Annotated in this window: 33 protein-coding genes; 8 read left to right on the top strand and 25 right to left on the bottom strand. The window is 34.8% G+C overall.

Annotated features, from left to right (window positions below):
- The first annotated feature begins 19 nt into the window (after window positions 1-19).
- A complete protein-coding gene (locus ACZ9AO_RS06045) occupies window positions 20-913 on the top strand; it encodes a TauD/TfdA dioxygenase family protein (RefSeq protein ID WP_476108670.1) in 894 nt (297 codons plus the stop codon).
- A 149-nt stretch (window positions 914-1,062) separates the two neighbouring features.
- Here ACZ9AO_RS06045 and ACZ9AO_RS06040 read toward each other — a convergent pair whose 3' ends face one another.
- The 5 genes from ACZ9AO_RS06040 to ACZ9AO_RS06020 form a co-directional block, all read right to left on the bottom strand.
- Window positions 1,063-1,650, bottom strand: coding sequence for a DUF6241 domain-containing protein (locus tag ACZ9AO_RS06040; protein WP_476108669.1), 588 nt, complete (start codon window positions 1,648-1,650; stop codon window positions 1,063-1,065).
- A 394-nt stretch (window positions 1,651-2,044) separates the two neighbouring features.
- The gene (gene clpP, locus ACZ9AO_RS06035) at window positions 2,045-2,629 is read right to left on the bottom strand and encodes an ATP-dependent Clp endopeptidase proteolytic subunit ClpP (protein WP_034305312.1); all 585 of its coding nucleotides are present in this window, start codon (window positions 2,627-2,629) and stop codon (window positions 2,045-2,047) included.
- Window positions 2,630-2,659: 30 nt separating this feature from the next.
- A complete protein-coding gene (locus ACZ9AO_RS06030) occupies window positions 2,660-3,367 on the bottom strand; it encodes a sigma factor (protein ID WP_251541020.1) in 708 nt (235 codons plus the stop codon).
- Between the two features lie 131 nt (window positions 3,368-3,498).
- Window positions 3,499-3,705: a hypothetical protein gene (locus ACZ9AO_RS06025; protein WP_476108668.1), complete on the bottom strand. Its 207-nt coding sequence runs from the start codon at window positions 3,703-3,705 to the stop codon at window positions 3,499-3,501.
- 13 nt (window positions 3,706-3,718) lie between these two features.
- Window positions 3,719-4,045, bottom strand: a complete 327-nt coding sequence (locus ACZ9AO_RS06020) for a hypothetical protein (protein ID WP_476108667.1) — start codon at window positions 4,043-4,045, stop codon at window positions 3,719-3,721.
- A 360-nt stretch (window positions 4,046-4,405) separates the two neighbouring features.
- Between ACZ9AO_RS06020 and ACZ9AO_RS06015 the strand changes: the two genes are divergently transcribed.
- Window positions 4,406-4,927, top strand: coding sequence for a tyrosine-type recombinase/integrase (locus ACZ9AO_RS06015; protein WP_476108829.1), 522 nt, complete (start codon window positions 4,406-4,408; stop codon window positions 4,925-4,927).
- A complete protein-coding gene (locus ACZ9AO_RS06010; protein ID WP_048684221.1) occupies window positions 4,914-5,108 on the top strand; it encodes a hypothetical protein in 195 nt (64 codons plus the stop codon). Before ACZ9AO_RS06015 ends, ACZ9AO_RS06010 begins: the two co-directional genes overlap by 14 nt.
- Before the next feature lie 124 nt (window positions 5,109-5,232).
- Here ACZ9AO_RS06010 and glsA read toward each other — a convergent pair whose 3' ends face one another.
- Window positions 5,233-6,174 carry a glutaminase A gene (gene glsA, locus ACZ9AO_RS06005; protein WP_476108828.1) on the bottom strand — a complete coding sequence of 314 codons (942 nt, stop codon included), beginning with the start codon at window positions 6,172-6,174 and terminating at the stop codon, window positions 5,233-5,235.
- A 440-nt stretch (window positions 6,175-6,614) separates the two neighbouring features.
- On the opposite strand from glsA, the gene ACZ9AO_RS06000 reads away from it, so the two are divergent.
- The 3 genes from ACZ9AO_RS06000 to ACZ9AO_RS05990 all read left to right on the top strand — a co-directional run bounded on the left by ACZ9AO_RS06000 (window position 6,615) and on the right by ACZ9AO_RS05990 (window position 8,055).
- Window positions 6,615-6,863, top strand: a complete 249-nt coding sequence (locus ACZ9AO_RS06000; RefSeq protein WP_251541014.1) for a hypothetical protein — start codon at window positions 6,615-6,617, stop codon at window positions 6,861-6,863.
- A gap of 271 nt (window positions 6,864-7,134) precedes the next feature.
- Window positions 7,135-7,341, top strand: coding sequence for a hypothetical protein (locus tag ACZ9AO_RS05995; protein ID WP_134783170.1), 207 nt, complete (start codon window positions 7,135-7,137; stop codon window positions 7,339-7,341).
- A gap of 423 nt (window positions 7,342-7,764) precedes the next feature.
- Window positions 7,765-8,055 carry a hypothetical protein gene (locus ACZ9AO_RS05990; protein ID WP_063596606.1) on the top strand — a complete coding sequence of 97 codons (291 nt, stop codon included), beginning with the start codon at window positions 7,765-7,767 and terminating at the stop codon, window positions 8,053-8,055.
- 496 nt (window positions 8,056-8,551) lie between these two features.
- Here the strand turns inward: ACZ9AO_RS05990 and ACZ9AO_RS05985 are convergent, their stop codons facing one another.
- The gene (locus tag ACZ9AO_RS05985; protein WP_476108666.1) at window positions 8,552-8,956 is read right to left on the bottom strand and encodes a helix-turn-helix domain-containing protein; all 405 of its coding nucleotides are present in this window, start codon (window positions 8,954-8,956) and stop codon (window positions 8,552-8,554) included.
- An 84-nt stretch (window positions 8,957-9,040) separates the two neighbouring features.
- Between ACZ9AO_RS05985 and ACZ9AO_RS05980 the strand changes: the two genes are divergently transcribed.
- Window positions 9,041-9,274 (top strand): hypothetical protein, encoded by a 234-nt coding sequence (locus ACZ9AO_RS05980; protein WP_476108665.1) that lies wholly within the window; start codon window positions 9,041-9,043, stop codon window positions 9,272-9,274.
- Between the two features lie 74 nt (window positions 9,275-9,348).
- Here ACZ9AO_RS05980 and ACZ9AO_RS05975 read toward each other — a convergent pair whose 3' ends face one another.
- From ACZ9AO_RS05975 to ACZ9AO_RS05930, 10 genes are all read right to left on the bottom strand, one after another.
- Window positions 9,349-11,265 (bottom strand): hypothetical protein, encoded by a 1,917-nt coding sequence (locus ACZ9AO_RS05975; protein WP_476108664.1) that lies wholly within the window; start codon window positions 11,263-11,265, stop codon window positions 9,349-9,351.
- Window positions 11,253-11,783: a hypothetical protein gene (locus ACZ9AO_RS05970; RefSeq protein WP_476108663.1), complete on the bottom strand. Its 531-nt coding sequence runs from the start codon at window positions 11,781-11,783 to the stop codon at window positions 11,253-11,255. The genes ACZ9AO_RS05975 and ACZ9AO_RS05970 overlap by 13 nt, the downstream gene beginning before the upstream one ends.
- Window positions 11,770-13,011, bottom strand: coding sequence for a hypothetical protein (locus ACZ9AO_RS05965; RefSeq protein ID WP_476108662.1), 1,242 nt, complete (start codon window positions 13,009-13,011; stop codon window positions 11,770-11,772). Before ACZ9AO_RS05965 ends, ACZ9AO_RS05970 begins: the two co-directional genes overlap by 14 nt.
- Before the next feature lie 249 nt (window positions 13,012-13,260).
- Window positions 13,261-13,485: a hypothetical protein gene (locus tag ACZ9AO_RS05960; RefSeq protein WP_476108661.1), complete on the bottom strand. Its 225-nt coding sequence runs from the start codon at window positions 13,483-13,485 to the stop codon at window positions 13,261-13,263.
- Between the two features lie 20 nt (window positions 13,486-13,505).
- Window positions 13,506-13,862, bottom strand: a complete 357-nt coding sequence (locus tag ACZ9AO_RS05955) for a phage tail tube protein (protein WP_476108660.1) — start codon at window positions 13,860-13,862, stop codon at window positions 13,506-13,508.
- Between the two features lie 75 nt (window positions 13,863-13,937).
- A complete protein-coding gene (locus ACZ9AO_RS05950; protein WP_476108659.1) occupies window positions 13,938-14,159 on the bottom strand; it encodes a hypothetical protein in 222 nt (73 codons plus the stop codon).
- A gap of 79 nt (window positions 14,160-14,238) precedes the next feature.
- A complete protein-coding gene (locus ACZ9AO_RS05945) occupies window positions 14,239-15,828 on the bottom strand; it encodes a phage major capsid protein (protein ID WP_476108658.1) in 1,590 nt (529 codons plus the stop codon).
- Window positions 15,829-15,833: 5 nt separating this feature from the next.
- Window positions 15,834-16,022: a hypothetical protein gene (locus tag ACZ9AO_RS05940; protein WP_476108657.1), complete on the bottom strand. Its 189-nt coding sequence runs from the start codon at window positions 16,020-16,022 to the stop codon at window positions 15,834-15,836.
- Window positions 16,023-16,572: 550 nt separating this feature from the next.
- Window positions 16,573-17,355 carry a hypothetical protein gene (locus ACZ9AO_RS05935; protein ID WP_476108656.1) on the bottom strand — a complete coding sequence of 261 codons (783 nt, stop codon included), beginning with the start codon at window positions 17,353-17,355 and terminating at the stop codon, window positions 16,573-16,575.
- Between the two features lie 92 nt (window positions 17,356-17,447).
- Window positions 17,448-17,630, bottom strand: coding sequence for a hypothetical protein (locus ACZ9AO_RS05930; RefSeq protein WP_403160294.1), 183 nt, complete (start codon window positions 17,628-17,630; stop codon window positions 17,448-17,450).
- A 626-nt stretch (window positions 17,631-18,256) separates the two neighbouring features.
- Between ACZ9AO_RS05930 and ACZ9AO_RS05925 the strand changes: the two genes are divergently transcribed.
- On the top strand, window positions 18,257-19,084 hold the full coding sequence (locus ACZ9AO_RS05925; RefSeq protein WP_476108655.1) for a hypothetical protein: 828 nt from the start codon (window positions 18,257-18,259) through the stop codon (window positions 19,082-19,084).
- 177 nt (window positions 19,085-19,261) lie between these two features.
- Here ACZ9AO_RS05925 and ACZ9AO_RS05920 read toward each other — a convergent pair whose 3' ends face one another.
- The 8 genes from ACZ9AO_RS05920 to ACZ9AO_RS05885 form a co-directional block, all read right to left on the bottom strand.
- On the bottom strand, window positions 19,262-19,936 hold the full coding sequence (locus ACZ9AO_RS05920; RefSeq protein ID WP_476108654.1) for a hypothetical protein: 675 nt from the start codon (window positions 19,934-19,936) through the stop codon (window positions 19,262-19,264).
- 234 nt (window positions 19,937-20,170) lie between these two features.
- Entirely contained in the window at window positions 20,171-20,395 is a 225-nt protein-coding gene (locus ACZ9AO_RS05915; protein WP_427571220.1) for a hypothetical protein, read from the bottom strand.
- A 194-nt stretch (window positions 20,396-20,589) separates the two neighbouring features.
- Complete coding sequence (locus tag ACZ9AO_RS05910; protein ID WP_476108653.1) at window positions 20,590-21,129, bottom strand: DUF6241 domain-containing protein; 540 nt, start codon at window positions 21,127-21,129, stop codon at window positions 20,590-20,592.
- A 308-nt stretch (window positions 21,130-21,437) separates the two neighbouring features.
- Window positions 21,438-22,235 carry a hypothetical protein gene (locus ACZ9AO_RS05905; protein ID WP_476108652.1) on the bottom strand — a complete coding sequence of 266 codons (798 nt, stop codon included), beginning with the start codon at window positions 22,233-22,235 and terminating at the stop codon, window positions 21,438-21,440.
- 171 nt (window positions 22,236-22,406) lie between these two features.
- Window positions 22,407-23,333 carry a tyrosine-type recombinase/integrase gene (locus ACZ9AO_RS05900; protein WP_476108651.1) on the bottom strand — a complete coding sequence of 309 codons (927 nt, stop codon included), beginning with the start codon at window positions 23,331-23,333 and terminating at the stop codon, window positions 22,407-22,409.
- Between the two features lie 392 nt (window positions 23,334-23,725).
- Window positions 23,726-24,157 carry an ASCH domain-containing protein gene (locus ACZ9AO_RS05895; RefSeq protein ID WP_063577328.1) on the bottom strand — a complete coding sequence of 144 codons (432 nt, stop codon included), beginning with the start codon at window positions 24,155-24,157 and terminating at the stop codon, window positions 23,726-23,728.
- 323 nt (window positions 24,158-24,480) lie between these two features.
- Window positions 24,481-24,717, bottom strand: a complete 237-nt coding sequence (locus ACZ9AO_RS05890; protein ID WP_476108650.1) for a hypothetical protein — start codon at window positions 24,715-24,717, stop codon at window positions 24,481-24,483.
- Between the two features lie 175 nt (window positions 24,718-24,892).
- Window positions 24,893-25,306, bottom strand: coding sequence for a tyrosine-type recombinase/integrase (locus tag ACZ9AO_RS05885; RefSeq protein ID WP_476108649.1), 414 nt, complete (start codon window positions 25,304-25,306; stop codon window positions 24,893-24,895).
- Between the last annotated feature and the right edge of the window lie 165 nt (window positions 25,307-25,471).

Raw genomic sequence — 25,471 nt, 5'->3', positions numbered from 1 at the left:
TTACAGGAGGAGATTGATTATGACGGAAACTAAAACACAACAATTGAAAGTGGTACCGGTAGCAGGAAGGATTGGAGCGGAAATTCAAGGAGTGCAATTAAGCGGGGACTTGGATTTAACTATTTTCAATGAAATCAAACAAGCGTTAAACGATCATAAAGTCATATTCTTCAAAGGTCAAAATCATTTGGACGATGCCAGCCAAGAAGCATTTGCCAAACTATTGGGTGAACCTTATGCACATCCTACAGTACCGGTCAAAGACCATACTAATTATATTTTCGAGCTTGACTCCGAACGCGGTGCTAAAGCAAACCATTGGCACACTGATGTCACTTTCGTTCCAGAGGTTCCTAAATACTCTGTTTTAAGAGGGATAACCATCCCTGATGTCGGCGGAGATACAGTTTGGGCCAATACGAATGAAGCATATGAGGACCTGCCGGATGGATTGAAGAAATTAGCGGACGGACTATGGGCAATCCATACAAATGAATATGATTATGCTCAATTCAAACCAGCCGAAAACATTGATGATGAGGTTAAAAAGAAGTATCGTGATATATTCGAATCGACCATTTATAAAACAAGGCACCCAGTCGTTCACGTACACGCCGAAACCGGAAAAAGGCATTTGTTATTAGGTGGCTTTGCTGGTAGAGTGGAAGGCTATACAACAAGTGAATCCGAAAGATTATTAAGCATCTTCGATTCATACGTCACGCGCTTAGAAAATACCGTGCGTTGGCAATGGAGTGAAGGCGACGTGGCCATTTGGGATAACCTAGCCACGCAGCATTACGCTATTGCCGATTACGGGGACCAGCACCGCGTCGTTCGCAGGGTCACAGTAGGAAAAGACGTTCCCGTAAACAAGGAGAACGAGTCCAGCAGACTAATTATTAAGAAATAAAACTCCTGTATCGAAGGTAAGCTTCCATTACTTGACTGCCCCATAAGCGAATGAAAACATTCAAACGGCCTTATTGCAGGAAGTTTGAGTGTTTTCTTTATTGAGCAGGACTAGCCAACTCGCCCTTTGGTCTTTTCAATACTTTCCCCTCATTTAAAATTAACTTCAATGAATTCAACCTCTTCTGCGCGACTTAATGTTCCATGGGCTTTTCCAACGGTGCCTTCTTTGTCTTCCCAAAAGAAGTTATGGTCCTGAACGATCGTGCTAAAATCAAAGTCTCGCCACCGGGCAGCAATGGACAGCAATCTATTTCTATGCTGAAAATCACTTGAATCCACTATTTTATAAACTTCTTCTATAATCTTCGGGGACATCGGTATAGCTCCCCATTTATCTTGCGAGCGAACCTTTTGATGAGTCATTTTATGCATGACGTCCATGACTTCCGTTTCGGTTGAGCCTTCATCAAGTCCTGTTTCAAATTCAATCCCATCATATATCGCTGTTTTCGCTTCAAGTTCTGCAGCTTTAGCTTTCGCTTCCCTTTTGGCTTCGATTTTTTCATCATCTCTTTCTCTTTCAATTTGTTCTTTGGCTTCCCTGGCTTCCATTACCAGTTGAGCTTTTTCGTACTCATTGGAGTTCTCCATGATTTTAAAGGAAGCAACCCCCACCCCGAATAATGCAACAGCAGAGATTCCACTAATAAGTAAAACCTTTTGCGTTTTCTTCATAAAAACTTCCTCCAAGATTGATAATGTCAGATAATATTTATTTTAACATATTGAATGGATGGACTATCCAGAAAAGGAACACATCCCCCTCTCATCCCTTCAATAAAAATTACATAGTTTCAGATATCGATAATTACCCAACATACCATTCTATTTTTTCAAGAAGATTCATTCGTCACTTATTCCATACTGGATGACACATATAATGCAGCAACAGTAGACAAGAAAAATTGATAATACCGGGTGCCGGGCATTGTTAAGCTGAGGTAGTGGATTGGAATAGTATTTGGAACAAGGTATGGGGTTTTGTGGATGTAAAAAGGTAAAAAAGAAACTGCCAATCTAATATCGGCAGTTTCTTTTCGTTTTCGTACAGCCGGCGTCTTTATCAGAATTAATTATCCTGAACGATTATTTCATCGATTATACCGTAATCCTTCGCCTCATTTGCACTTAAGAAGTAATCGCGATCTGTGTCCTTCGCCACCTTTTCGATAGGCTGACCGGTCCTTTCGGAGATGATTTGATTGATATGATCCTTTAGCTTCAAAATCCTTCGGGCAGAAATTTCGATTTCCGTTGCTTGCCCCCTCGCCCCACCAAGCGGTTGATGAAGCATGATTTCACTATTTGGCAAAGCGCACCTTTTCCCTTTCGTACCCGCCAATAAAAGCATGGCACCGAATGATGCGGCCATCCCCGTACATACAGTCCGGATATCAGGCTTAATATATTGCATCGTATCATAAATGGCGAAACCGGCACTGGTCGATCCCCCCGGACTGTTTATGAAGATGGTAATTTCTTTATCAGGTGCATCTGCTGCCAAGAATAACAATTGGGCTACCACACTATTGGCTAAATGATCGGTGATCTCTTCCCCAATCATGATGATACGGTCTTTTAGAAGTCTGGAATAAATATCGTACGAGCGCTCACCTTTGCTGGATTGCTCAATTACATATGGAATGGTGGTCATATCTCTTCTTCCTCCTAACAATAATATTGGCTATGCAGCCATTGAGAGTGTGTTTGAAGGAGTGAAGCTTGATTTGGAAAGATTCGAACGATTCATCAGTTTAGGAATCATCGACTCACTGTTCAGGGATTTGAAAGATGGGATGCTTCTAATGAGGATATCAGGATTTTGGGCTTTTAAAGCCTGTGTCATCAGGGACATGAGCCGCTGCTCCTCCTCATCCTGCCAATCTTCCGCGCAAGACAACCTACGATCTTCAACGTCATTCTCAAAACGCTTCTTCACACGGTTCAAGATTGCCTTTACAGCCGTTTCCGTGGTGTTCAAGTAATCTGAGATTTCTTTTGACCGGTAGAGGAATCCTTCCTTTAATATGAACACTACAGCTTGTTTGGGGGTAAGGGATTTTATTATATATTCAACCGTTTCAAAGACATTTCCCCCAACTGCCCCCAGTTGTTCGGTATCCAACAGATCGTCTAATGATTCTTTTTTCCTTTTTCGTATCGTATCAATCCAGGAATGTCGGGCTATCGTCTTCAATAAAGCTGTTGTTATCACCGTTTTCTTCCCATAGCCCTGCATTGCCTTCAATATCGTTTCCTGAGCCAAATCATCCCCATCCCAATTATTTTGGGTCAGGAATCGGCAAAACCGAATCAATTCAGGATAAACTTCACGCAAAATTGCACCGTTATCCTTTTCTTCAGCAATATCTTCCCTCAACTTATTTATCATTTTTCTCACTCCTTCAACACCCTCTATCCTCTAAACGTTTCAGAAAGAGAAAAAGATATGGGGGTGAAAAATTTTCCTTCCCATGCTTCATTATATTCTATTCCATTTTTTCCATTGGATTTCCTTTCATACTAAAAACCTGTTTGGTTAGGATCCAAACAGGCTAATATATGGCCTCCCCCGCTGTGTACCGGTTCGTCACCAATCATTTCAGTGTAGACCTTATCTTCCAAAACAATTATTATTCCCCGTGCATTCCGCTCCATTCCAATAAGCCAGCCAGACGCTTGGATGTGACGTACCTGATGTCCTTGGTGTGAATCCTGAATTCGATCCATAGGAACTCTGCTGCTATTCCAAGTGTTCAATGCATTCGACCGTGTATTCGCTAGGTTCCATTTCATTTACTTCCATACCAAACCAACTGGAGGAGCGACTCTCATTAGCGCTATCTTTACAATAGTTCACCATAGAACCTGCTGGATTTTCTTCAGACTCTTGATCGCTCATCTCTTCAAAATTCACCGACCGCTCGTTATGACGCTCGCTGTCTGACTTTTCATTATCCAGGTCTGCGAACATGAACATGCAGTAAAAAACCAAAACCATAATTGCCATGGTAATCAACCTTGACATTATAGGCAGTAATTTTTTCAAAATAGCCAAAACTCTCTTCATGGTGGTTTCCCCAATCCTGCTAAAGCATATAAATTCAGAATGAATTAATTCATCTATTAAATATCCATCAATAACACTAGTTTAGAAAAATATTACTATTTTCATTATATCAAGTTCCAGAAGTTTTTTATTGCTTTTATCCAATAAACAACTAAAAATACACCGAACCCTTTATAAAATGGACAGTCCAAAAAATATCAGTATACTCCTCAAATTGACTTCCGGCCTTTTTCAGTGTTACTCTTAAAAGTATACATTCAAAATACTGATTCCATTAGTGTGAATTAAGGGTGAACACATTTGCCGAAAGAACATTTAATAGACGTTCAACCAATTAGATCATTGGAAAAATTAGATGATATGAAATGGTCATTGAAAAGACATTGCAGCGAGAGAGACTACATATTGTTCTTGTTAGGCATCAATACCGGCTTGCGTGTAACTGATTTATTATCGCTGAAGATAAAGGACATTAAAGGCAAGATGGAGGTAATCATCAAGGAAGGGAAAACAAAAAAGCCAAGAATGATACAGCTTAACAATGTATGTAATGAATTGGCAGACTATATAGCCACCATTGATGGTGAATGGCTATTCCCCTCACGCAAGGGCGATAAGCCAATAAGTAAGATCCAAGCTTACAGACAGCTTAATAAAGCAGCGGACATGGTGGACATCGTGGGCGTCGGTACCCATACCATGCGGAAAACCTTCGGGTACTGGCACTATAAACGAAGTAAGAACCTTGCTGAGCTACAAATGATCCTTAACCATTCACATCCTGTAATTACACTTAAGTACATTGGGATTGCTGATGAAGGGACAGAGGGCAGCTTAAATGACTTTACACTATGGGAGGACGGAAGAAATGTCATTGACTGAATACAATGCAAAATATGAATCTATCATTCGCAGCAATATTTCCGACAGACAAAAGGCATTGAAGTTAGCTGATCTAATGACCGATATTGAAGGCCAGCTAAAAAATGAAATCGGGGAACATCGAAATAAAGAGGTAAATGCTTTATATAAAAAAGTATCTCTTTTCTCCAACTTGTTATGAAATAGTCCTAAGACCTTTGCCCTTATGTGCAGAGGTCTTTTTTTTTGCCTTGAAAGTAAATGATTTGTTTCCTTAAGGCTTTACACTGAACTCAATTAACATCCGACGGTACTGGTTTCAATGTTTACAAATTAAACATACTTAAGGAATACTTTTTCGCCATCATTTCCAAGATTTTTATCCCGGCAACGCTGTTCCCCTTCTCATCCAGCGCTGCACCATAAATTCCAATCCCGCATTTTCCGGGGACGGCCCCCATGATTCCCCCTGACACCCCGCTTTTAGCCGGTATGCCAACATTAATGGCAAATTCACCTGATGCGTTATACATGCCGCAGGTAACCATGAATGTCTTGCAAATACGGGCAATGTCCCCTGGGATGATTTGCTTTCCCGTCAGTAAATCTTTCCCATTCATGGCCAGCACACAGCCTATCCTCGCTAAATCCTGACTGTCCATTTCAATGGCACACTGCTTCGAATACAATTCGATTAAATCCTCCACATCCTCATTTATTACTTGATGCTGCTTTAAAAAATAACTTAACGACCTATTCAAGTCTGCTGTATTATATTCTGACCGGGCAACATCTTCATTAAAGCCGATATTCGGATTTTGCGTCAACTCCCGGATAAAATGTAAAATACGCTGAAATCGCTCGGTTACACTGGCACCCTCAATCATGTGAGTTACAGTCAATGCTCCTGCATTGATCATGGGGTTTAACGGTTTGGATGGCTTGTTTGTCTCTAGCTTGGCAATCGAATTAAAAGGATCGCCAGTGGGTTCCTTTCCTACATAGGAAAAGACATAATCCTCCCCTTTTTCCATTAATACAAGAGCAAGTGTCAAAACTTTTGATATGCTTTGAAGGGTCATTTTACCGCTTACATCCCCCGCACAATATCCTTTCCCGTCAGGATAGTAAATAGCAACAGACAAATCCCCAGGATTCGCCTTTTCAAGAGCCGGTATATAGTCTGCCACTGTTCCGTTACTCGTATATTTTTTTGCCTCATCAACCAGTTGCTGTAATTCGTCATTGGACCTGCATTGACATCCCATATTGTTCACAATTTTCCGCCCCTTAGAAAATATGTTTTGTGAAGTGTTCCTAGATAGTGTTTTTTTATTTATTGCCATATTTCATCGATATTATTTATAAAACTGCGAAGCGGCTACTTTCCTGGTCTTGGTTTTCTTAAATAATAATTCTTTATAGAAATTTTTAAATGCTTCTTATTGATACTAATTAGCCCTTTGTAAGGTACAACCATACTTCCCTAATCTGGTTCTGAATTTTTTTCGTCGTGTTTAAGATAAAGAAAAAAGACCTCACACTATCGTTGAGATCTTGATTTTAATGCTTCGGTGGAATCAAATAGGGTTCATCTTTTTTTGTTATGTGTATATATTCTAAGTTAATCATCCAATTCTTCAACTCTTAAACCTTCAATACCTATAATTTTTGAAGCTTCGGTTTCATTCTCAGGGAAAATGAAGCATTGTTTTTCATGCTAATGAGAAGCGAATCAACATGGGCTAGTACAACTCTTGGTGATAATCAAACTGCAAATGTTTATTATTTTTATGCTGATGGGAATGCAAAATCAATAATAAAAATGATTGCAAAATCTCTTTTTCAGTGGGAAATGCCTAATTTGCCTGAGGATTTGTCTTTTTTTAAACAAGGAAAGGTCTGGCTGGCTACTTCTTCTGATGATAACGGGAGTAATGCATCATGTCTCATATGAATTTTCTATCCTCACAATAATGTACTCCTACGCAGATCGTGATTCAGAATTACTTTGATCTTGAAAAACAACAACATATATAACAAAGGTCAAGCTGTAAGACAGGTGGGCTAACGCCTTGTAAAAAAACAGGGGCAACCTTCTCTGTTCTTTAAAGATTTAATTGAAAAAAGAAGGAATTAGAAGCGATAAGACGGAAATATAGAACATACGAATATTATCGCATAAGCTTTGATATGTATTTCACACTTGATGGAAAGTAGGAAAGGTCATGGGAAAATCAAAAAGTTTACAAGAAATCTATAACGCCAACCGTCCAGAAAATAATGAACTTTTCCGAGCGATACAACAGCAGCTACAACTGAAGCATCCAGACAAACGAATGACAACTACGAGAACAATGCAAATAATTGTGGCTGATAGTGTTTCATCTGGAGAGCTGCGGAATGTGGAAGCCCGCCTTCTTTACAGTTTATAAGGATCTGCTGTTTCATAAACCGTTTAAAAGTTTCGAACACAGAAACGAATTCATCATTGAAAGAATTTCTGAAAAAAATGGCCCATTTGTTGAATAAAGTAAATGGATGAAGTATATAATCCAATTGGTTATGATCGAGCCTGAGACCTAACGATCGAGCTTGAATCAAAATGGTACATATAATTTGGTTCGTTTCGTAAACAAACTTCATTCTTTCGCCTACTTCGTGCGCACTGTGCAATGATTTTTGCCTTTGGAAAAGTCTCAGATATTTTATTACTCAATTTCAATATATACCTACTTTCAACTCTTTCAACTGGTGAGTAAAAATGCTCAAAAGATAAAGATTGACAACATTTTTAGAGTGACTCATACTAGTAATGACTCGGGTGACAGAATATTATGAATAGTGGAGGGGTAATTATGAATAAGATTTTCGTTCCTAACGCAATCGCCACTTTAACAAGACTTTTCTACAGTTCGACTACAACGAATGAGTATTTAGCGATGAGAACCGCTCAATTCTACATTGAAGACCTGAAGTTACTGCAAGACGTGGAGGCTGTTGCCTTGGCAATCGAAAATCAAAATGCTTTCGCATTAATGTCTAAATTCAAATTATTTGATTATAAGGCTGCTGAAAAAATTGAAATCGCACTCTCCGCTTCTGGCTATACGGAAGCAGACTTGAATGCTATGAATATTGAAATCTAAATCAATTAACAAAGTTTACGAAACGAATGGCAGAGTTCATACTCTTTGACCCATTCGTTTTTTCTTTTTAATTGTAAGAACAAACGTTGATAAAATAAACGATTTCAGTGCTTAAGATTCTATCACCTTTTAAACTCCGATAAGCTGCCAATTGTTTGATTCGATTTTGTTTGCTCCTTGGTTTCAATTCCCTTCATTCTGGAGTGATTAAAAACCATTGCATAATGCCCCCGCACATTATTTGTACATGTTCTGTAGTGCGTCATGAACACAAAAAAGCTTCACACAATTAAGTGTGAAGCTTTATGTAATAGCGATTCTTCGCTATTGGTGATACCGGTGGCCGGGGTCGAACCGGCACTCCAGAGGAACACGATTTTGAGTCCCGTAAAAATTTAAAATGCTTATTAAACCTACAGCCCCAACCAATGTCGGACTATGGTATTATTTGTGTTAACACGACTACTGACAATTATGCCTGTGGTCTTCAAAAACGTCAAGTGTAATTTACCTTCTTATTAAACTTTGCTTGTCCAAGCTGCTTATAATACTTTATAAGGTTTACTTCATAATCTCTTGCCACACCTTCATTTTCATACTCAGAAATGATGTTATATATTATCTTCTCTTCCTTCATTAACTGCTTATGCTCCGAGTTCCTTCTATTAGTATATCTTCTGCATCTGTACCATAGCCCACTACCCACATAAACAACTTCCCCATCAAGCCAATGTTCATAAACAATGTAATGATTATCTTTCCTAAGTTCTTTAGGTTTTAAGTCGTACTTTTTTATAAGCTGCTGGACTTTTTGAAAGGTTGTTCCGTAAATCTTTGCAATGTCTTGATTTGTCATTTTATCCAATAAATGTTCTATAAGCTGTTCTTTAGTTGGTAGCATATAAAAAATCACCTCGATACTTTATATCTGGTGAATAAAAATTGTAAAATATAATCCGTAATAAAAATAAAAAGGAGTGTTAAAATGAAAACATTTGAACAGATTAAAGACGACATTAGAAAAATGGATAGTACTGAACGGTATAAGCTTGTACAGGATGTACTTGAGTTTACTAAAAAACCTAATGACAACCAAAGTGAATTTTTAATTGAAATTATTGACGAACTTGCAAAAGTAAAACAAGACATTGAATTTTTGTCAGGAAAGATTGGAGTACATGACCTGTATTTAAATCGTATTAAGAAAAAGAAAGAATAATCATATAAGCAAAAAATCACCTTGAACAAAACTTCAAGGTGATTTTTTATGAAATAAAATTGATATTTTATTTTTTACTGTTTTTTTGATAAGAGTCTTTGACTTTTATGTAAGGACCTTCCTCTCTTAAAGTCAGAGAATTCTTTAGGATATTTCCTTAGTCCTGTAGTTAAAATAATTTGAAACTTATTGTCGTCAGACTTACCGTCAATTGTTGTTAATTTAGATATGGATTTTTCTAAGTTATCTTTATCTATTCCTAAACTTTCTGGGGTATCAATTAACAAAAACCTTGGAAAAGGGATTTCTGGATCTTGAATTGACATTTTTAACAATGTTAAAAAATACATTAATCTAATAGGCACGTCAACACTGGCCTCTTTATATTCCCCTTCATTTATTATTGGCATGTAGTTTCCTTCATCAATCTTAGCTTTATTAATATCCTCTTTTATATCAACTAATAAATTATTATAAATCTCATTAAACTTTGATATTTGAAGCTTTATTTCTTTTTTAGCATCATTTTCTTTAACTCTTAAATTTTTATTAATCCTTCCTATTGAGTTTTCAACTAAAGAAAGTTTCTTTGCAATTTCATCGAAATTTTTCTTTACTTTGGAATATTGTTGTAAGGAGATTATATCTTCTTTAAGAGTGAATTTTTTCTGCTGCACTTCTTTTATGACGGCAACATTAGTATTCCTTTCTGCATCCTTTTTACTTTCATTAATCAATTTAAGCGAGTTTTGTTTTTGTTTTTTATTGTCCTCTAACTCTTTATTTAGTGATGCTAAGTCATCATTACAGGATTGTATTGCAGTATCTAGGGTTTGAACGGATTTTTGTTTTGATTTTAATATAGCTAAATATTCATCAGTGGAGTAGAAAAACTTTTCGTATTCACTTTCTGACACTTCTTTACCACATATACAGTGCCCTTCTTCCCTTTCCACTTTATTTAAACAATATGGACATGTGTCTGGAGAAAATAAGTTAAGTTCTTCGTGAATTAGGATTATTTTTTTTATTTGAGTTACTTCCAAAATAGTATTTTCTTTTAATGTTTTTATATTATTTATTTCTTTATACAATCTGTTAATTTTGTTTAAGGTTTCCTCTATACTAAGTTCGATATCAATTAATTCTCTTTTGAAAGATCTAACCTTTTCTATACTTTCAGAAGGTTTTTGATCGACCATATGTAACTCTTCTTCATAAATATCCAATCTTTCGAGTTGTATTTGTTTTTCATCTATTAAATTTTTGATTTCACTTATATTATCCTTATGTAAGTTCCCGTAGCCAAACTCGTTAGCAATATCAATAAAACCTTCTTCTCTTGCCTTTAAATTAATTTTGTCTCTTTTAGCCTTATTGAATTCCCCAATTAATTGATAAAACTCAGAAAACTCATGTCCCATTAACATTTGAAATATAACTTTTCTCATGAATTCTGAATCAGAAACAAAATTCCCATCATTTCTTGATTCTTTATAAATTTTTTCAGGGACAGTCTTTTGATCATAATAAATTAATCTAAATAAATCAGAAAAATTTAATTTAGATTGAGCTGTTCCTTGATAAAATTCTACAACAGGAATTCCCATATTTTCGAGCAACCAATCAGAAAAAATTTTAATATCACTTTGAGGTCTATGGATTAAATAATCCTGAATTTCCCCTTTTTCTTGCACAAAAATTTTATTGTCGTTAAAAAATCTCTTTAATTTATATCTTTTCTCATCTATTGAAATAACTACCAATACATAATTGTTTTTATCATTAACAATTTCAGTATGTTTCTTTGTTTCTCTTTTATCAAATTCCTTGACATAATTACCTAAAGAAAAGCTTAATAAATTAGAAAAAGTACTTTTTCCAGATCCATTCTCACCTTCAATAATATTAATGCCATCTTCAAAATCCGGTGATTCATAATAATATTTATCACCTTCATAGAAGAGCTTTTCTATTTTTAAACGTCCCATATTATCACCCCCTTCTCTTTAAAAAGTTTTTCAATCAAATTTTCTAGGCTTAAAACTGTCAGTCTTTGATAGTAAGATTTAAAAATAGTAATATTACCAGATTCCATTTTAAAAATATCTGAGTTTAAAAAGTCCTTAGAAATTGAATTTTTAATAAGCTTTAAATCTATGCTTTTTCTATTTTTATTTTTCTCCATTGTTATATATCCTTTTTTCTCTAACGTAAATAAAATAGATTTTAGTATTGGTTCACGCAACTTAGCATTTATATATGTATCTTCCAAAATTTTTATTTCTTCTTCCCTAAGAGAAGCTTCCTTTGTAACGATTCGTAAAAGGTCCTCGTCGGCTATAAATGGCAAAATATAAATTAATTTTCTATAGTCAGAAAAATTCGATTTACCTTCATAGCATTTTAAATTATCTAGTATCAATAATGAATTATAAGTAATAAAGTAATAATCACTATCTTTACTAAACATTATTCTTTTTTTTATTTGTTCATTATATGTTTCCATTGTAAAAACCTTTCTCATCGAATGATAGAAAACAACTATCTATTAATTCTAAAATAACCTTTTTAATTGCATCATCACTCTGAATAGCATAAGAGTAGTCTTTAGATTTATCTTCTAAATGCTTTTTTGATTCCTTAAATAACTCGTCTAACCAATTATCCACATCCACTGTTAAATTTTTATCAAGTAATTCATTTAGTTTTCTTTGACATGCTTCAAAGACTCTGTATCTATATGAGCCTTTCTCTTTATCAGTAAGTTGATTAAATTCCTCTTTAATAGCTGCTACGTCCCTTGCTTTTAAACCTAACTTTCTCTTCTTGTATTCTGGTTCAACATCAATTATTTTATCTTCTAAGTTTCTGTTATCTGCAGGGGCTTCTAACGAATTCCAATAATTATAAACTGGATCGCTTTCCTTTTTTACAACATCCTTAGAGATTCTTAATAAAATATTCTCTACATGAATAGATGTTACATGTTTAGACATTGGGTCTGTGTATTGTTCTCTAGCTGAAAGCTGACTTTCAAGTAAGTCAATAATAAGATCCTCTTTACTCGAAACATCAATATTAGTTAAAAATGACCGGTTTTTTAATTTTTCTAATAGCACTTTTTGTAATTCTTTATCATCATATTGGCCGAATTTCCAACTTATTCTAGAAAGGAACTTTTTCCATTGTGAATTATTAAATTTTTTTATTACTTCTAGATAACCATTTCCATCTTTACGTGAATACTGTTGTTCATATTCATATAGCAATCGCTTTTTTATGCATTCTACTACAACATCGTTAAAATCATTTGTTGTCAAATAGTCTAAAATGGGATTCTTAGGTAAAATAATTCCTAATTTCTTAATAATCTCGGTTTTATCTTTTTCAAACGTATAATGTATATTCGTATAAAAGCAATAATATAATGTTTTGCTCATATCACAATTTAACCAATTGTCTAAAAAAATGATTAGGCTATTTGTCACTTCTTTAGCCATAAAAGAAAATCTTTTGGTATCATCATAATTTTTATCACCTTCAGTATAGGTAATAATACCTTCAGGAGACACCGTTTTAATATATACATCGTCTAGATACTCAGTGGAGGCAAACACGGAAATTTTGTCATTATTTTTTTCCATTTGGTCTAAAAGTAAGCTTATTGCTCTAAGTCTTTGCAGTCTAAACCCTTTTGATTTATCTCCTGCATCTCTATTAATGGTTTTTACCATATTATAAATCCCCTTAATTTATATACTCATAAACATTCTACAAAATAATCCAAAATATTAATATACTTTTTGCAAAATACCTACACATTTTGAAATTAATGGAACGAGTTATACGATCCCCATGTCCTTTTCAACTCCATTTGGGTCATTTGGTACCGTCGTAAAAAGTGACACTCCCACTGTTATTAAACGTATATTACTGTTTTTGTTCTAGAGGGTAGGCGGTACTTCTCATCCTATATAAATTTTTCACTCAAACCATCGCCTTATGAAACCATAAGAGACTTCGGAATTACCCATTGACCTTAAGGATAAATTCACACGATCCAATAGGTTTGTTCGTGGCATATCCTTACCTTTGTTCTTCATCTCATCTAGGTAGTGATCTATTAAGATTGTTGCAGCTGCAAACCTAAACTTATCTTCATCTATGATTCCTCGTACTATTTGTAAATGATTTAGTTTTTCTTTCATTTGATGTACCCCATCCTCTCTTACTTAACTGTTGTTAATTGAGTGCTTAAACCTTGTAATGATATGGACCAAGTGCTTAACTCCTCATATTGAATATCATTGTCGAAAGTAGTTATTGTGCAGTTACCAAAGTGCTTCTCTCCAGATGGTAGGTCGATATATACATCAACGTTATTTCCTTGAACGTACTCTTCTCTTAATGTTGCATATGCCTCATCATCAGTAATGAATGCTTTATTACAGGCTATTGAGAATACTTCTGTATCAGTGCCTTCTACTGAATGACTTAAGGTAGCATTTCGTTGGGCAGCTAATGCTATATTTGTTCCTGCTTTATGGATGTAGACTTTGCTTTTCGTTCCTGGTCTTTTTGCCATTCTATATTTACCTTCTTTCAATTATAAAAAATAAAAAGAAGCCAGAATTAATCTGACTTCAACAACTTATAATCTTTACTTCGCTAGCAGATTATGGATCTCTTCTAATTTGCTGTTGTCTCCAACAAACTTAAACTGAGAGCCAGATTTAAAGTTAACAGTTATATTTCCTGCTACTTCATCCAATACTGAATTATCGATATCACTAAGTGGTAATTCGATTTTTTCAATAACACCATTAAAAATTACAAATCTTCCACCAGTTACTTGAATATGACTTTTTTCTTGTATTTCCATTTTAAGTCCCTCCTAAAAATTTTATAAGAGCCAGAAGTTAATCTGGCCTCTTGATTTGTAAGATATTTCACATAAACGATTATGCTGAAATTGTTCCTTTAGCAACAGCTTGGTAGTTATGAACTCCACCATTGCAATACATTTCGGCTGTAAATGCTACTGAACCACGAAGAACATTTTTCGTATCAACAAGATTTTTTACTTCAACATCTTTACTGATCGCTAGAGTATAGCAATTTGCAACATCAGCAAAAATTACTGGAACTTGTCCAATTGTATCGCCAACTTGAAGTCCATTTGAAACTTCAACTTGATGTCCCCAAATTGTTGAAATAACCTTTCCATCAATTCGTTCTGACTTCACTAAGTATGAACCGTCAGCTTCGGTTAGTAATGCGATTTTCTCGAAGAATCCTTCTGAAACATACCATTGAGCATTTGAACGATAATCAGAATGAACTGCTAAATATAAAGCTCGAAGCGAAGCACCGGTTGGAGCTATTGCGACATTTCTGGATGGAACTAAAACATCCTCAGAAATACCTTTTAGACCTTTTACTCCATCACCAGCTAATACTTCTTCTTCAATTTTTTTAGCAACTCGCTTAACTAGCATGTCTTTTGAATGTTGGTCAAGGCCATCTGCTTCATTGATAACTTGTTTCGAGAATGATTGAGAAATACCAACTCGTTTAGCTGAATCTAAGTCATGACTTGTAAGATTTAGAGTGATCTCCGGAATGTCTTCGCCTTCAATAACAAATTTTGCATCTTCTAGAGCTGTTTGATATGGAAGTTTCATTTTGCCAGCTTTCATTTCAACTTTACGAGCTTTTGCTACTACTGATGAAGTCGCTTCCATTAGTTTAGTAATTGGAGCTACTGATTGTCCAATTACTGATTGGCTGCCAGTTCCTTGCAGTGTACGTAACTCTTCAATTTCTTTCTTCAATTCGTTTATCATCCGTGATTCCTCCATTAATTCCTCTAGTGTATTTTCTGCCATATTAATCCTGCTGTCAGATATGTTGGCACCGTTTTTCTTCATGAAACGTAACGATTCAATGTGTCTCGATTGTTTCGCAATTTCGATTGGCAAATTTCTTTTTACTTCTCGAACTTCTTGTTTTTCTTCAATTTCTGGAATTTCAACTTCTTCTATGAGTTCAATACCACGGCTTGAAATAGTTGATTGGCTATATGCAGGATTTTTTACAACGCTGACTTCCATCAACTCAAGTTCTTCGATAGTACGTTCGTACAAATTCGATTCAATCTGTTTCCATGAATCCTTAATCGTACGAAACCCAAAGCTCATATTTCTAAGAATTCCAGAATTAATTAGTTCGTAATAATCCTTGCCCCAGCTTGTGGGAGTAACTTTCGCAGACATAAAAAGACCTTGTTCATCCTCGTTAAGTTGCAGTGAACCGTTTCGAGTTGAAGCAAGGATTAAATCTCCTTTGTGTTCTGCAAGAAATTCTATATCTTTCGTGGCAGATTGAATTGCCCTTGAAAAAGCTCCACGTGAGATCTTTTCTTTGAACCTCTTTGTAACGCCCAAAGTCTCACTCAGTTGACCAGTCTTATTTACATAACCAGAAACGGTTAGTGAACCATCTGAATTAGCATGTAATTCGGAATCTTGAACACGTAGTTCCATTTTCATATTTTCTACTCCCCTTCTAGTTCCTCAAAGCATTCAGCAGCTAAATCTTCTAGTATGGAATCTGTGATAAAGTTCCCATCGCAAGTTCGGTCTTCTGCTGTACGAAGAACTTTTCCTTCTGAATTTTCTAAGGTATATATCCGTCCGTTTTTAACCCATCTATAAGCATTTTCATCGTTGATTAAGTTCGACATGATATGTCTCCTTCGAATTGATATTTTGCTTTGAAAGCAAACTTAAAAAAACGTAAAAAAAATAGCCATACCTGTAAAGGTCTGACTTTTTTCGGACTGGCTTAGGGTCCTTATCAGCTATCTAATTTCTGCTTCTCATAATAAACAACATAGGTAGAACAACAAGTAAATCAGCTTTGAAGGAATCAATTTATGGGTAAGAAACCTATGTTGTTTATTATAAAAAGCAAATTAAAAATAGGAGGCTGAATGAATAATTAACCTTGCGGAAAAGGAGTTAACTAAACATTCAGCTTTGAATCTTTTTGAATTTAAAAACCTTAACAGAAAAAGTTTATCCGATGAGGACAAATCAAAGAAATTGAAGAAAGAGAAGAGGTGCAGGAGAAACGCCTCGCACTATAAATATATAAATCAACCGAGTTGTGTACGTATATTTGTAAAATAATTGCTTATAAAGCATTTTTTAACTCTCACATTCTTTATATATACAAAAGCTAGTTACTAGACACTTTATTACTTTTGACTGCAATTTTTTTTATGACAGCCATTAGGCCGCCTCGAAAAAGCTAAAATATGAAGAAAAAATCTCAAGTGCTTCTATGGTAGGAACTTTAGAAAGGGTCTTCATAGGAACGCCAGTGTAATTTCTTTTACAATCTTTATAAGCTGATTTTTTAGCTTCTTCTTTGTAGTCTTTTATTGCTTGAACTCTGTCCTCACTTGAATTCCCCTGCCTGTCCAATGCGGTCATAAAATAGGAAAGATACTCAGAATATTTTTCTTCAACGAACTTTCTCATTTCGAAGTATTCTTGCTCGCTCAATTCTTCTCGAAATTCGTCTTCTCTAGAAACGGAGTAATAAACGTATTTATTAGGATCATGAATTTTTGAGAATAATTCTCCTGTATCTTTATCAAAAGAATATCGTTTTTCTTTTGGCAATTTCGGAGGGAGAATATGATAATTTCTGAATAAATCAATGTACCTTCCGACTGTATGCCTTTCGAGAGTATCCGGTATTTCGTATCCTAAGTCTTCATAATCTAGAATCGTATAATCTTTTTGAAACAAAACTTTCAATATTTTTTCTGCTGTTCTTTCTTTAGGAAAATAGACTTCGGTACCAGCTATTTTTTCGCAAAGCCTAATGAACTTAGATTTCTCTTGCTCTTTATAACCTGTAACAGTATAAGCTTTGCTTCGTCCGACTTTAGTTTCTATATAATAATAGTCTTTCAGAAATTTTTCTTTATGAGATTTGAAAGAGGTCTGCTTTATATTAAGAGCTTCGCAGATTTCTTTAGTGGCATAGGTTTTTAGTTCAATCATTTTGAATGTCTCCTCAGTTTTCTTAGAATGTGTGAATAGGTAACATTAAAAGTTACCAATATATATATATAAATGTGTGGAACATTTCGATGTTACCTATCAGTTATTTTGCATAAATCTTCATGCAGCTGCAGGGATGATTTAAAAATATAAACCATGTAGCCTGGATTATATTTGTTCTTTTCAACTTTTAAAATCTTATGACCTCGCTCAGTTAGCTTGATAGCAAGTGATCTTTTGAATATACGTTTTTTTGATATTGGATTATTTGACATTGGATAGTTCCCCCTATTTGAATGTTCTTCTGTAATTTAAAAAACCTTCCAGCAGTAGGAAGGTCATTCTTCGATAATTTGAAAAATTGGTGATGAAGCATTTTGAATTTTGTCCTTTAAATATGAGTAAATTAATCCTCGTGATATCGAGATTTATTTAAATCATTCGATTTGCAGTAGCTAGAAAATTCTTCATATAGGAATTCTGGAATTGAGAAAGAAATGGTTTTAGTTTGCATCTTGGTAAGCCTCCGATAAATTGGATTTATTTTGTATAACTAATATATCCTGCTCACGCAAAACGTAAATCAAACGAAGAAACTTTTTTAGAATGAATTCTAGGGGACTTTTAAGAAGATTAATATATATCCATTAGTCAGATAATTAGAGTCCAGCACGGGTCAATTTGGAGCTTCTGAGGATAGGTATGAGGATTGATTAAAGATATATAAAATGAGAAATTTATTTACCTTATTGAAATATCAAGGCAGGATAGTTAAAGAAGCATTATATTATAATAGTTTAAGGAAACCACCGTAAAGGAAGTTGTTTTTTTATAATACTAAACACACTTTAGGCATACGTAACATAGGATAAGAAAGATTTAATTAGAAAGGAAGAAACACATGGCTAATTATAACTACTCATATCCTCAAAACTCAGGCCTACAAGCGATTTCTAGGGTAGCTCCTCAGTATACTCCTTATCCATATGTACCAACAAATTCTTTAGTAAATAATGTATATAGAGTTATTAACGGTTACGCTATTTATAAGCCAGGATTTGGCCCGGTTTATGGTTCAGACGTTCCTCCTATTCCTAAATATATGTTTTCTAGATTTGGTTGGAAAATTGCAAAACGCAACGGGATCAAATACTGGGACGCTATGGATGAAATGGATTATCGAAATGAAATAGGAAAAATGTTAGGCATGAATCCAGCAGAGTTGGATTTAACTTTTGTTCTATGTGGTTCTTCAGGGGATACTGGTTGTGATGGTGACTGCCCCCAAAATAGCTTTTGCTTGAAAATAGGGGGAGGTGATGGTACTTTTTGTATGTGTTCGGCAGCTTTAACAGAACTAAGACCCAGACATTGGCTAACACTTATTAATCATACAGATAGACAATTATATTTAAAGTGGGAGGGTTCTACCCACACTGGGGACTCGACTGAGTCTTATCTAAATCCCGGGGATCAGGACACAAAGAAATCTGAGAGAACTACTGATGCGAATTTCGAGGTGAAAATTTATCGATTAAAAAATGGCGAATGGCTTGAAACTGGTTTACTAACAGAACATGTAAGCGGTGATGTCAGCGGTCACGAAAACTATAATTTGATAACATATCGCTTTCCTAGTGATCCAGAAGATATTATTAGATTCGGAAAAGAACCAACTAATATGAACGCACCGGAGACAATTGAGATTTTCAAGAAAGATGAATGGTAAGTTAACTTAGAAAAACTATTAAGCATTTGCCGTTGTATTGTTATTAGTTGGAATAGAAAAAACAAGAAACCAGTACGATACAACGGGTGACTTTAGTTAAAATAGCTGAAAAAGGACCTTAACGTCCTTTTTGTTTTGATTAATAAAATATTGATTTTAAAATAAAAAGACCAAGCATTAAGCTCGATTTAAAGATACAAGTTCGAAGTCGTCGGTAAGTCTAAAGATTTCAGACATTGGATGTCGATTTGTTTTATATGTAAGTTTGCCTCCACAAAGAGCTTCCATAGCATGATAATGAGCGCGATCAGCTAATCCAGAAGATATCTGAAGTTCAATATAAGCTATTTCAGTAAGATAAGTATTAAAAGGTCCGTTATAAGAATTGTAATCAGTTTTCCCAATATAGTAGTCTTCAATATATAAATCAACTAATCGATTTGTAAGTTCAACCTCAGACATTGATTTGATTTGTTCGATAGTGAATTTTGGATTAGCCTTCCTCCACTGCTCCCATTCTAGCTCTTCTTTCTCTTTCTTTAATCTGGCTTCTTCCTCAGCCTTACGTTTCTCTTCCTCAGCTTTTCGTTTCTCTTCCTCAATTTTATTTAAGTCGTTGGTGGTCACAAATTTTATTACAGGCCGATTTTTAGCAACATCCTTTTTAAATAGTCGCTTAATCATTGTTTTAGCATGATACCAATTTTTATCAGTTGCCTTTTTATACTTTACTTTTTTATCGAAGCGATAAGTTAGAGCAAGAAACTCTTCGATACTGCTAATTTGAGCCTCGTAAACAAGCTCCTCCATAATGCTCCAGTCGTAGATAGAAATTTGAATAGTAGTTGTCATTATAAATACCTCCATAAGTGTGTTTTCTTCTTCATCTTACAGAGTAATTATATGGACGTTATTAAGAACGTAAAGCAAAATCAGAAAAAAGTTTAAAATATTTTTCAATACCAAATCAAAACCTTATTATAAAAGGTCTTAATTAATTTAAGAATTTTTAATTTTATGTTGAATTAACTTTACATTATTCATTTAGTGTTCCCAATAAAGAACAATCGAATAAAAGACCAAACATTAAGCTCGATCTTCATCTTCTTTATGAATTCGATTGAAGTACATATCATGTATTCCAATTTTTTTAGACATGTACTCGATGTCTTTCTCAAGATTAGAAAGTCGTTCTTCCAACTTTGGTTTGCTTCTTGTATTGTAATACTCATCATACATCATATCCAACAACTTCCAACGTTCTCCATTTTCCATACCTTCAATTAATTTTAATATCTCTTCTGCTTTCATTAAATCCTCTCCTTATTCTAAATTGCTCTGTGTTGAATTTTGAAGGAGTCTTATATATATCTTCATATAAGGAATTAAAGTTCAAGTACACGGGCCAACGTAGGACTTCTGGTGATAGGCATGGGGATTGGTTAAAGGAGTAATAAAATATTAATTTTAAAATAAAAAATAAGCCTCGATGGGCTCGTTTTTTGTTAAAAGTTATTATCGATAAATTCTGCCTCTTCATCTGAGTTAAGGATTCCGGTAGCTTTTCCAACAGTTCCATTTTGATAATCCCAAAAGTAGTTATGATCTTGAGCAACGTTGTCAAAGTTTCCTTCTTTCCAACCAGTTACGATATTTAACAAATCACTCTTAAGCATGAATTCGCTATCAACCACAATCTCGTAAACTGCATTGATGTTTTCGGAATTCATCTCAATTGCTCCCCATTTCTCTTCAGCAATAACTTTTTGATGAGTCATATGGTGCATAACATCCATAACTTCTTCTTGAGTTGAATTTTGGGTAAGGCCAGTTTCATCTTGAACTCCACCGATTTCTGAAGTTTGTTCGTTCATATCTTCATCTTTCTCAATATGTCCCGTAACGTCCATGACAGCAATATCGCCTTCATTTGGAACATTCTGCTTTGCTTCATACTCTTTAGCATTCTGATAAATTGTCACTACCACAGAGATAACTGCTGCAGCTGCTATAAGTCCAACCATTGCCCATTTAAATTTATTCATTAAAAGTTCCTCCGAGTCATAGTTCGATTATCACTCATTTCAGTTACATCCTTTTATGGATAAGCTAATCATTATTATATTAACATAAACTATTAACAAATAATCTTAAACTATTAAGTAACCATATAGATATAAAAATAAATTGAGCATAAGTTATTAATCCTCAAAATGCTCTAAATCTAAATTGATTAGATGGGATTAATAATCACTCTGTATTGGCCATTAAACTATTCCCTATATAATTCTATATAAAATTTATTGGAAACCAATACAGAGCATCCTGAGACTCCTGGGGTACTATATAAATCTTACCAGTTAATCAATTGAACATTGGAATCTTTTAATCTTTCATAAGGATCAATTTGTCCATGCTTCAATTGGCTTTTATATAAGGTATTTTCTAAGCAAGTTCTAAAGTAAGCTCCAAAGTTATCTATATCAGGATTTTCTTCTACCTCTTTTAAGACCCTATAACAAACTTCTTTACTCAATCCTTTTAATCGATATTCAGAAATTAATTTATTTATTATTTCATCGTTGTTAACCGATTCTTTGTTAACAAAATATTTATTAATATTTTTATATTGTTCTTTTTTATTTTTCTTTTTATAAGCTGGTAACTTTTGTACAGGCTTGGATTGCTCTTTTGTCATTGCTAGGGTAACACATTTGTCATAGCTCAAAAAATCTTCAGACTGTTTCTGCACTGAGGTTTCTTGTTCATTTTCCTCGTTTAGGTCTGCGCTTTTGTCAGAGCCGACAGCTACTTTTGGAAGTAACTGCTGCACTATTTTATCTGTGATATGAAAGTACTTCTTAGATGGTGAACCCATGATTACCGATTCGATATAGCCTGCATCTTCTAAATCCTTAATTGCTTTCAATTGCTGCCTGTATGATAAAGCTGTTTCTTCTTCCAAAACTCCACTAGTTAAATAGAAGTACTCTTTACCATCTCGTACAGTCAGCATTTTCTTACTTCCAAAACTTTCATAGCTTGAACATAACTGCCCGAAAATAATTGCTCCGTTGACTGATACTTCATGAGCTAGTTCTTTATTGAACATAACAAACGCATTGCCACCAAGTATGGATAATAAATTCATGTTCTTTTTCTCCTTTTGACACAGAAAAGGAAACTTGCTAAAATTTAATTAGAAGTTAATTCTTCTGTTTTTTGTGTAGAGATGGTAGAGCCGCCAAACTCAGTTGCCATCTCTTTTATTATTATAATACACCGAACACTAGTTCGTAAAATATAAGTTGGGATATATTACCTATATTTTCAATCCTTTTAATGCTCCGTGCAACTTATGTTTTTGCTCCAGATCTTGTCCCCATAAATTCACATATCTTTTAGTAACAGTGATATCTGTATGACCAAGTAAATGCATTAAAGAGAATGCATCCACACCTGAAACAATCATCCTCTTAGCCATCGTATGTCTAAATGTATGAGGACTAACTCGCTTATTTATCATTGCTTTCTTCCCATACTTAGTAAGCCTAGTTTGAATGCTATGTCGATTTAATTCTTTATTATCCTGGCTTATAAACAGTTTGGTCGTCTCAACGTCTCCTCTTATCTTTATATATCTGCTTAGCTGCTCTTGTGTCGTTTCAGATAAGTAAACCGTTCTTTCAAAGAGATTCTTTGTTCTTCTAATAATGATAATGTTCCCTCTAACATCATCTACTTCAATGCCTACAAGTTCAGACAATCTGACTCCAGTATCTAGGAAAACAAGTATGATTACTTCATCTCTAAAGGATATAAACGTTTTTTCTTTTCTAATTGTCCTTATAAGTTTCTCAATTTCTTTATTGTCCAAAGTTTCAATTGTCTTTTGTCTATCCCTTAATAATTTGATGTTCCTCATTGGGTTCTTAACGATAAGTTTGCTCTTACATAAAAAGTTATAGAATGCTCTTAGAGCTCTCAACCGGGTATTAATAGTAGTAACTTTCATTAATTCCTTACTCTGGAGAATTAAGCTTTCTACGTCCTTTTCTACCCATTCAACGAGCTGCTTATTAATTATCTTCTTTGCTCCATGAAATTCATTTTTGTAGTATTCAATCGTCGCTGGTCTTAAGTTTCTTAAATAGCAGTCCTTAAAAAAGGCTTCATATGCTTCTTCATCTGAAATCTTCTTCTTAATAATTCTTAGTTCATCTTCCGTTAATTCTTTACGTCTTCTCATTACGACCTCCTACGCACACGATTCGCCGCACACGATTCTGGTTTATTTTTGTCGTATTAAAGACAAAGAAAAAAGGCCCCAACATTTAAGTTGAGACCTTGATTCTATAAGCATTTTTGATACCGGTGGCCGGGGTCGAACCGGCACTCCAGAGGAACACGATTTTGAGTCGGGCTAAAAAATGTTAAATTCCCCATTTGCGGAAACCGATATCCCTTAAAAACCATCATATTTCTCCCTCTTTTTGAACCGCGTAATGGGGAAACAAGCAAAAATTAGTCTTAGAACTATGAAAAACCACCAAAAAAACAGTAAATTCCTAATCAAATGGCAACCCCAAAGAGAACCACAAGCATAGAATTTCCAGATTCAGTGCCACTATGGTTTGATACTTATATCTTTCCGCTAAACTCCCACAGCCCAAGCTGCCCTTTTGCAGGAATATATTCATCGAGCATCCGCATGTCCTCAATTTCCCAGGCATAGCCGCCAACTCTGTAATCCCCTAAAAACAAGTCGTTCCCTGAAATAACCCGACTATCTTCTAAGACCGCCCAGTTTCCATTGTTTTCTTCTATTTTCAAACAGTTTTTCAGCTTGCAGACTCCAATTATCATTCCGGTCGGCAGATTATCTTCTGTATACCCATGCTTAGCCAGCAGCTCGGCAACTCCATCCAGTCTACAGGCGGGCTTATCTACTTTTTTGCTCGTATGAATAGCAAGAGGACCCCGATAATGCGTTCTCCAAGTCCTTGTTTCATATTCGGCTTCCCTAAGGACAAATAAGCTTGCCCAAGGCTGGATCATCGACAGTACTTTCATTATTAATCCCCCTGCTCCTGACATCATTAAGTTAATTGGTTATATAGTTCCCTTGAATAAGGATAATATAGACTGTATCTAGATTTAATATTCTCTTTTGCCATAAAAAAGACAGCTAACCAAAATGTACGCTGTCCTCGTGGTCCTAACTATATTTTGTTGCAACACTAAGTGCATGTAGACATAATAGATGCTAGTGCATTATTTTGGCAGTTCTACAGTAAACGGTTCTAACTTTTCACTGTCGATAAAGCTAGAAAAATCGAATTGTAGAACAGTTTTCTCCTGCTTAAAATCAGCTATTTTTTCCTTTGTTTTGTCTATTAACTTGTGCTTAACGGCAGCTCACAAGGGAATACCCTAAAAAAGGCAATACTAAAGACACCTTTCAACATCGAATCTTTACCATCTCGTACAGTTAGCATTTTCTTACTTCCAAAACTTTCATAGCTTGAACATAACTGTCCAAAAATAATTGCACCGTTCACAGATACTTCATGAGCTAGTTCTTTATTGAACATAACAAACGCATTGCCATCAAGTATGGATAATAAATTCATGTTCATTTTCCCCTTTTGACACAGAAAAAGAAACTTGCTAAAATTTAATTAGAAGTTAATCCTTCTGTTTTTTGTGTAGAGATGGTAGAGCCGCCAAACTCATTTGCCATCTCTTTTATTATTATATAATACCGAACATCCGTTCGTAAAATATATATATATTGGGATATATTACCTATATTTTCAATCCTTTTAATGCTCCGTGCAACTTATGCCTTTGCTCCAGATCTTGTCCCCATAAATTCACATACCGTTTAGTAACAGTGATATCTGTATGACCAAGTAAATGCATTAAAGAGAATGCATCCACACCTGAAACAATCATACATTTAGCCATCGTATGTCTAAATGTATGAGGACTAACTCGCTTATTTATCATTGCTTTCTTCCCATACTTAGTAAGCCTAGTTTGAATGCTATGTCGATTTAATTCTTTATTATCCTGGCTTATAAACAGTTTAGTCGTCTCAACGTCTCCTCTTATCTTTATATATCTGCTTAGCTGCTCTTGTGTCGTTTCAGATAAGTAAACCGTTCTTTCAAAGAGATTCTTTGTTCTTCTAATAATGATAAATGTTCCCTCTAACATCATCTACTTCAATGCCTACAAGTTCAGACAATCTGACTCCAGTATCTAGGAAAACAAGTATGATTACTTAATCTCTAAAGGATATAAACGTTTTTTCTTTTCTAATTGTCCTTATAAGTTTCTCAATTTCTTTATTGTCCAAAGTTTCAATTGTCTTTTGTCTAT

The sequence above is a fragment of the Peribacillus sp. TE19612 genome, from assembly GCF_056279465.1.
This window is presented reverse-complemented; position numbering and strand designations above follow the sequence as displayed.

What these genes read in the sequence shown, in the direction of transcription:
- ACZ9AO_RS06045 (WP_476108670.1), top strand. Translation starts at nt 20, where the DNA reads ATGACGGAAACTAAAACACAACAATTGAAAGTGGTACCGGTAGCAGGA.
- ACZ9AO_RS06040 (WP_476108669.1), bottom strand. Translation starts at nt 1,650, where the DNA reads ATGAAGAAAACGCAAAAGGTTTTACTTATTAGTGGAATCTCTGCTGTT.
- clpP (WP_034305312.1), bottom strand. Translation starts at nt 2,629, where the DNA reads ATGACCACCATTCCATATGTAATTGAGCAATCCAGCAAAGGTGAGCGC.
- ACZ9AO_RS06030 (WP_251541020.1), bottom strand. Translation starts at nt 3,367, where the DNA reads ATGATAAATAAGTTGAGGGAAGATATTGCTGAAGAAAAGGATAACGGT.
- ACZ9AO_RS06025 (WP_476108668.1), bottom strand. Translation starts at nt 3,705, where the DNA reads ATGGATCGAATTCAGGATTCACACCAAGGACATCAGGTACGTCACATC.
- ACZ9AO_RS06020 (WP_476108667.1), bottom strand. Translation starts at nt 4,045, where the DNA reads ATGAAGAGAGTTTTGGCTATTTTGAAAAAATTACTGCCTATAATGTCA.
- ACZ9AO_RS06015 (WP_476108829.1), top strand. Translation starts at nt 4,406, where the DNA reads ATGAAATGGTCATTGAAAAGACATTGCAGCGAGAGAGACTACATATTG.
- ACZ9AO_RS06010 (WP_048684221.1), top strand. Translation starts at nt 4,914, where the DNA reads ATGTCATTGACTGAATACAATGCAAAATATGAATCTATCATTCGCAGC.
- glsA (WP_476108828.1), bottom strand. Translation starts at nt 6,174, where the DNA reads ATGGGATGTCAATGCAGGTCCAATGACGAATTACAGCAACTGGTTGAT.
- ACZ9AO_RS05995 (WP_134783170.1), top strand. Translation starts at nt 7,135, where the DNA reads ATGGGAAAATCAAAAAGTTTACAAGAAATCTATAACGCCAACCGTCCA.
- ACZ9AO_RS05990 (WP_063596606.1), top strand. Translation starts at nt 7,765, where the DNA reads ATGAATAAGATTTTCGTTCCTAACGCAATCGCCACTTTAACAAGACTT.
- ACZ9AO_RS05985 (WP_476108666.1), bottom strand. Translation starts at nt 8,956, where the DNA reads ATGCTACCAACTAAAGAACAGCTTATAGAACATTTATTGGATAAAATG.
- ACZ9AO_RS05980 (WP_476108665.1), top strand. Translation starts at nt 9,041, where the DNA reads ATGAAAACATTTGAACAGATTAAAGACGACATTAGAAAAATGGATAGT.
- ACZ9AO_RS05975 (WP_476108664.1), bottom strand. Translation starts at nt 11,265, where the DNA reads ATGGGACGTTTAAAAATAGAAAAGCTCTTCTATGAAGGTGATAAATAT.
- ACZ9AO_RS05970 (WP_476108663.1), bottom strand. Translation starts at nt 11,783, where the DNA reads ATGGAAACATATAATGAACAAATAAAAAAAAGAATAATGTTTAGTAAA.
- ACZ9AO_RS05965 (WP_476108662.1), bottom strand. Translation starts at nt 13,011, where the DNA reads ATGGTAAAAACCATTAATAGAGATGCAGGAGATAAATCAAAAGGGTTT.
- ACZ9AO_RS05960 (WP_476108661.1), bottom strand. Translation starts at nt 13,485, where the DNA reads ATGAAAGAAAAACTAAATCATTTACAAATAGTACGAGGAATCATAGAT.
- ACZ9AO_RS05955 (WP_476108660.1), bottom strand. Translation starts at nt 13,862, where the DNA reads ATGGCAAAAAGACCAGGAACGAAAAGCAAAGTCTACATCCATAAAGCA.
- ACZ9AO_RS05950 (WP_476108659.1), bottom strand. Translation starts at nt 14,159, where the DNA reads ATGGAAATACAAGAAAAAAGTCATATTCAAGTAACTGGTGGAAGATTT.
- ACZ9AO_RS05945 (WP_476108658.1), bottom strand. Translation starts at nt 15,828, where the DNA reads ATGAAAATGGAACTACGTGTTCAAGATTCCGAATTACATGCTAATTCA.
- ACZ9AO_RS05940 (WP_476108657.1), bottom strand. Translation starts at nt 16,022, where the DNA reads ATGTCGAACTTAATCAACGATGAAAATGCTTATAGATGGGTTAAAAAC.
- ACZ9AO_RS05935 (WP_476108656.1), bottom strand. Translation starts at nt 17,355, where the DNA reads ATGATTGAACTAAAAACCTATGCCACTAAAGAAATCTGCGAAGCTCTT.
- ACZ9AO_RS05930 (WP_403160294.1), bottom strand. Translation starts at nt 17,630, where the DNA reads ATGTCAAATAATCCAATATCAAAAAAACGTATATTCAAAAGATCACTT.
- ACZ9AO_RS05925 (WP_476108655.1), top strand. Translation starts at nt 18,257, where the DNA reads ATGGCTAATTATAACTACTCATATCCTCAAAACTCAGGCCTACAAGCG.
- ACZ9AO_RS05920 (WP_476108654.1), bottom strand. Translation starts at nt 19,936, where the DNA reads ATGACAACTACTATTCAAATTTCTATCTACGACTGGAGCATTATGGAG.
- ACZ9AO_RS05915 (WP_427571220.1), bottom strand. Translation starts at nt 20,395, where the DNA reads ATGAAAGCAGAAGAGATATTAAAATTAATTGAAGGTATGGAAAATGGA.
- ACZ9AO_RS05910 (WP_476108653.1), bottom strand. Translation starts at nt 21,129, where the DNA reads ATGAATAAATTTAAATGGGCAATGGTTGGACTTATAGCAGCTGCAGCA.
- ACZ9AO_RS05905 (WP_476108652.1), bottom strand. Translation starts at nt 22,235, where the DNA reads ATGAATTTATTATCCATACTTGGTGGCAATGCGTTTGTTATGTTCAAT.
- ACZ9AO_RS05900 (WP_476108651.1), bottom strand. Translation starts at nt 23,333, where the DNA reads ATGAGAAGACGTAAAGAATTAACGGAAGATGAACTAAGAATTATTAAG.
- ACZ9AO_RS05895 (WP_063577328.1), bottom strand. Translation starts at nt 24,157, where the DNA reads ATGAAAGTACTGTCGATGATCCAGCCTTGGGCAAGCTTATTTGTCCTT.
- ACZ9AO_RS05890 (WP_476108650.1), bottom strand. Translation starts at nt 24,717, where the DNA reads ATGAATTTATTATCCATACTTGATGGCAATGCGTTTGTTATGTTCAAT.
- ACZ9AO_RS05885 (WP_476108649.1), bottom strand. Translation starts at nt 25,306, where the DNA reads ATGTTAGAGGGAACATTTATCATTATTAGAAGAACAAAGAATCTCTTT.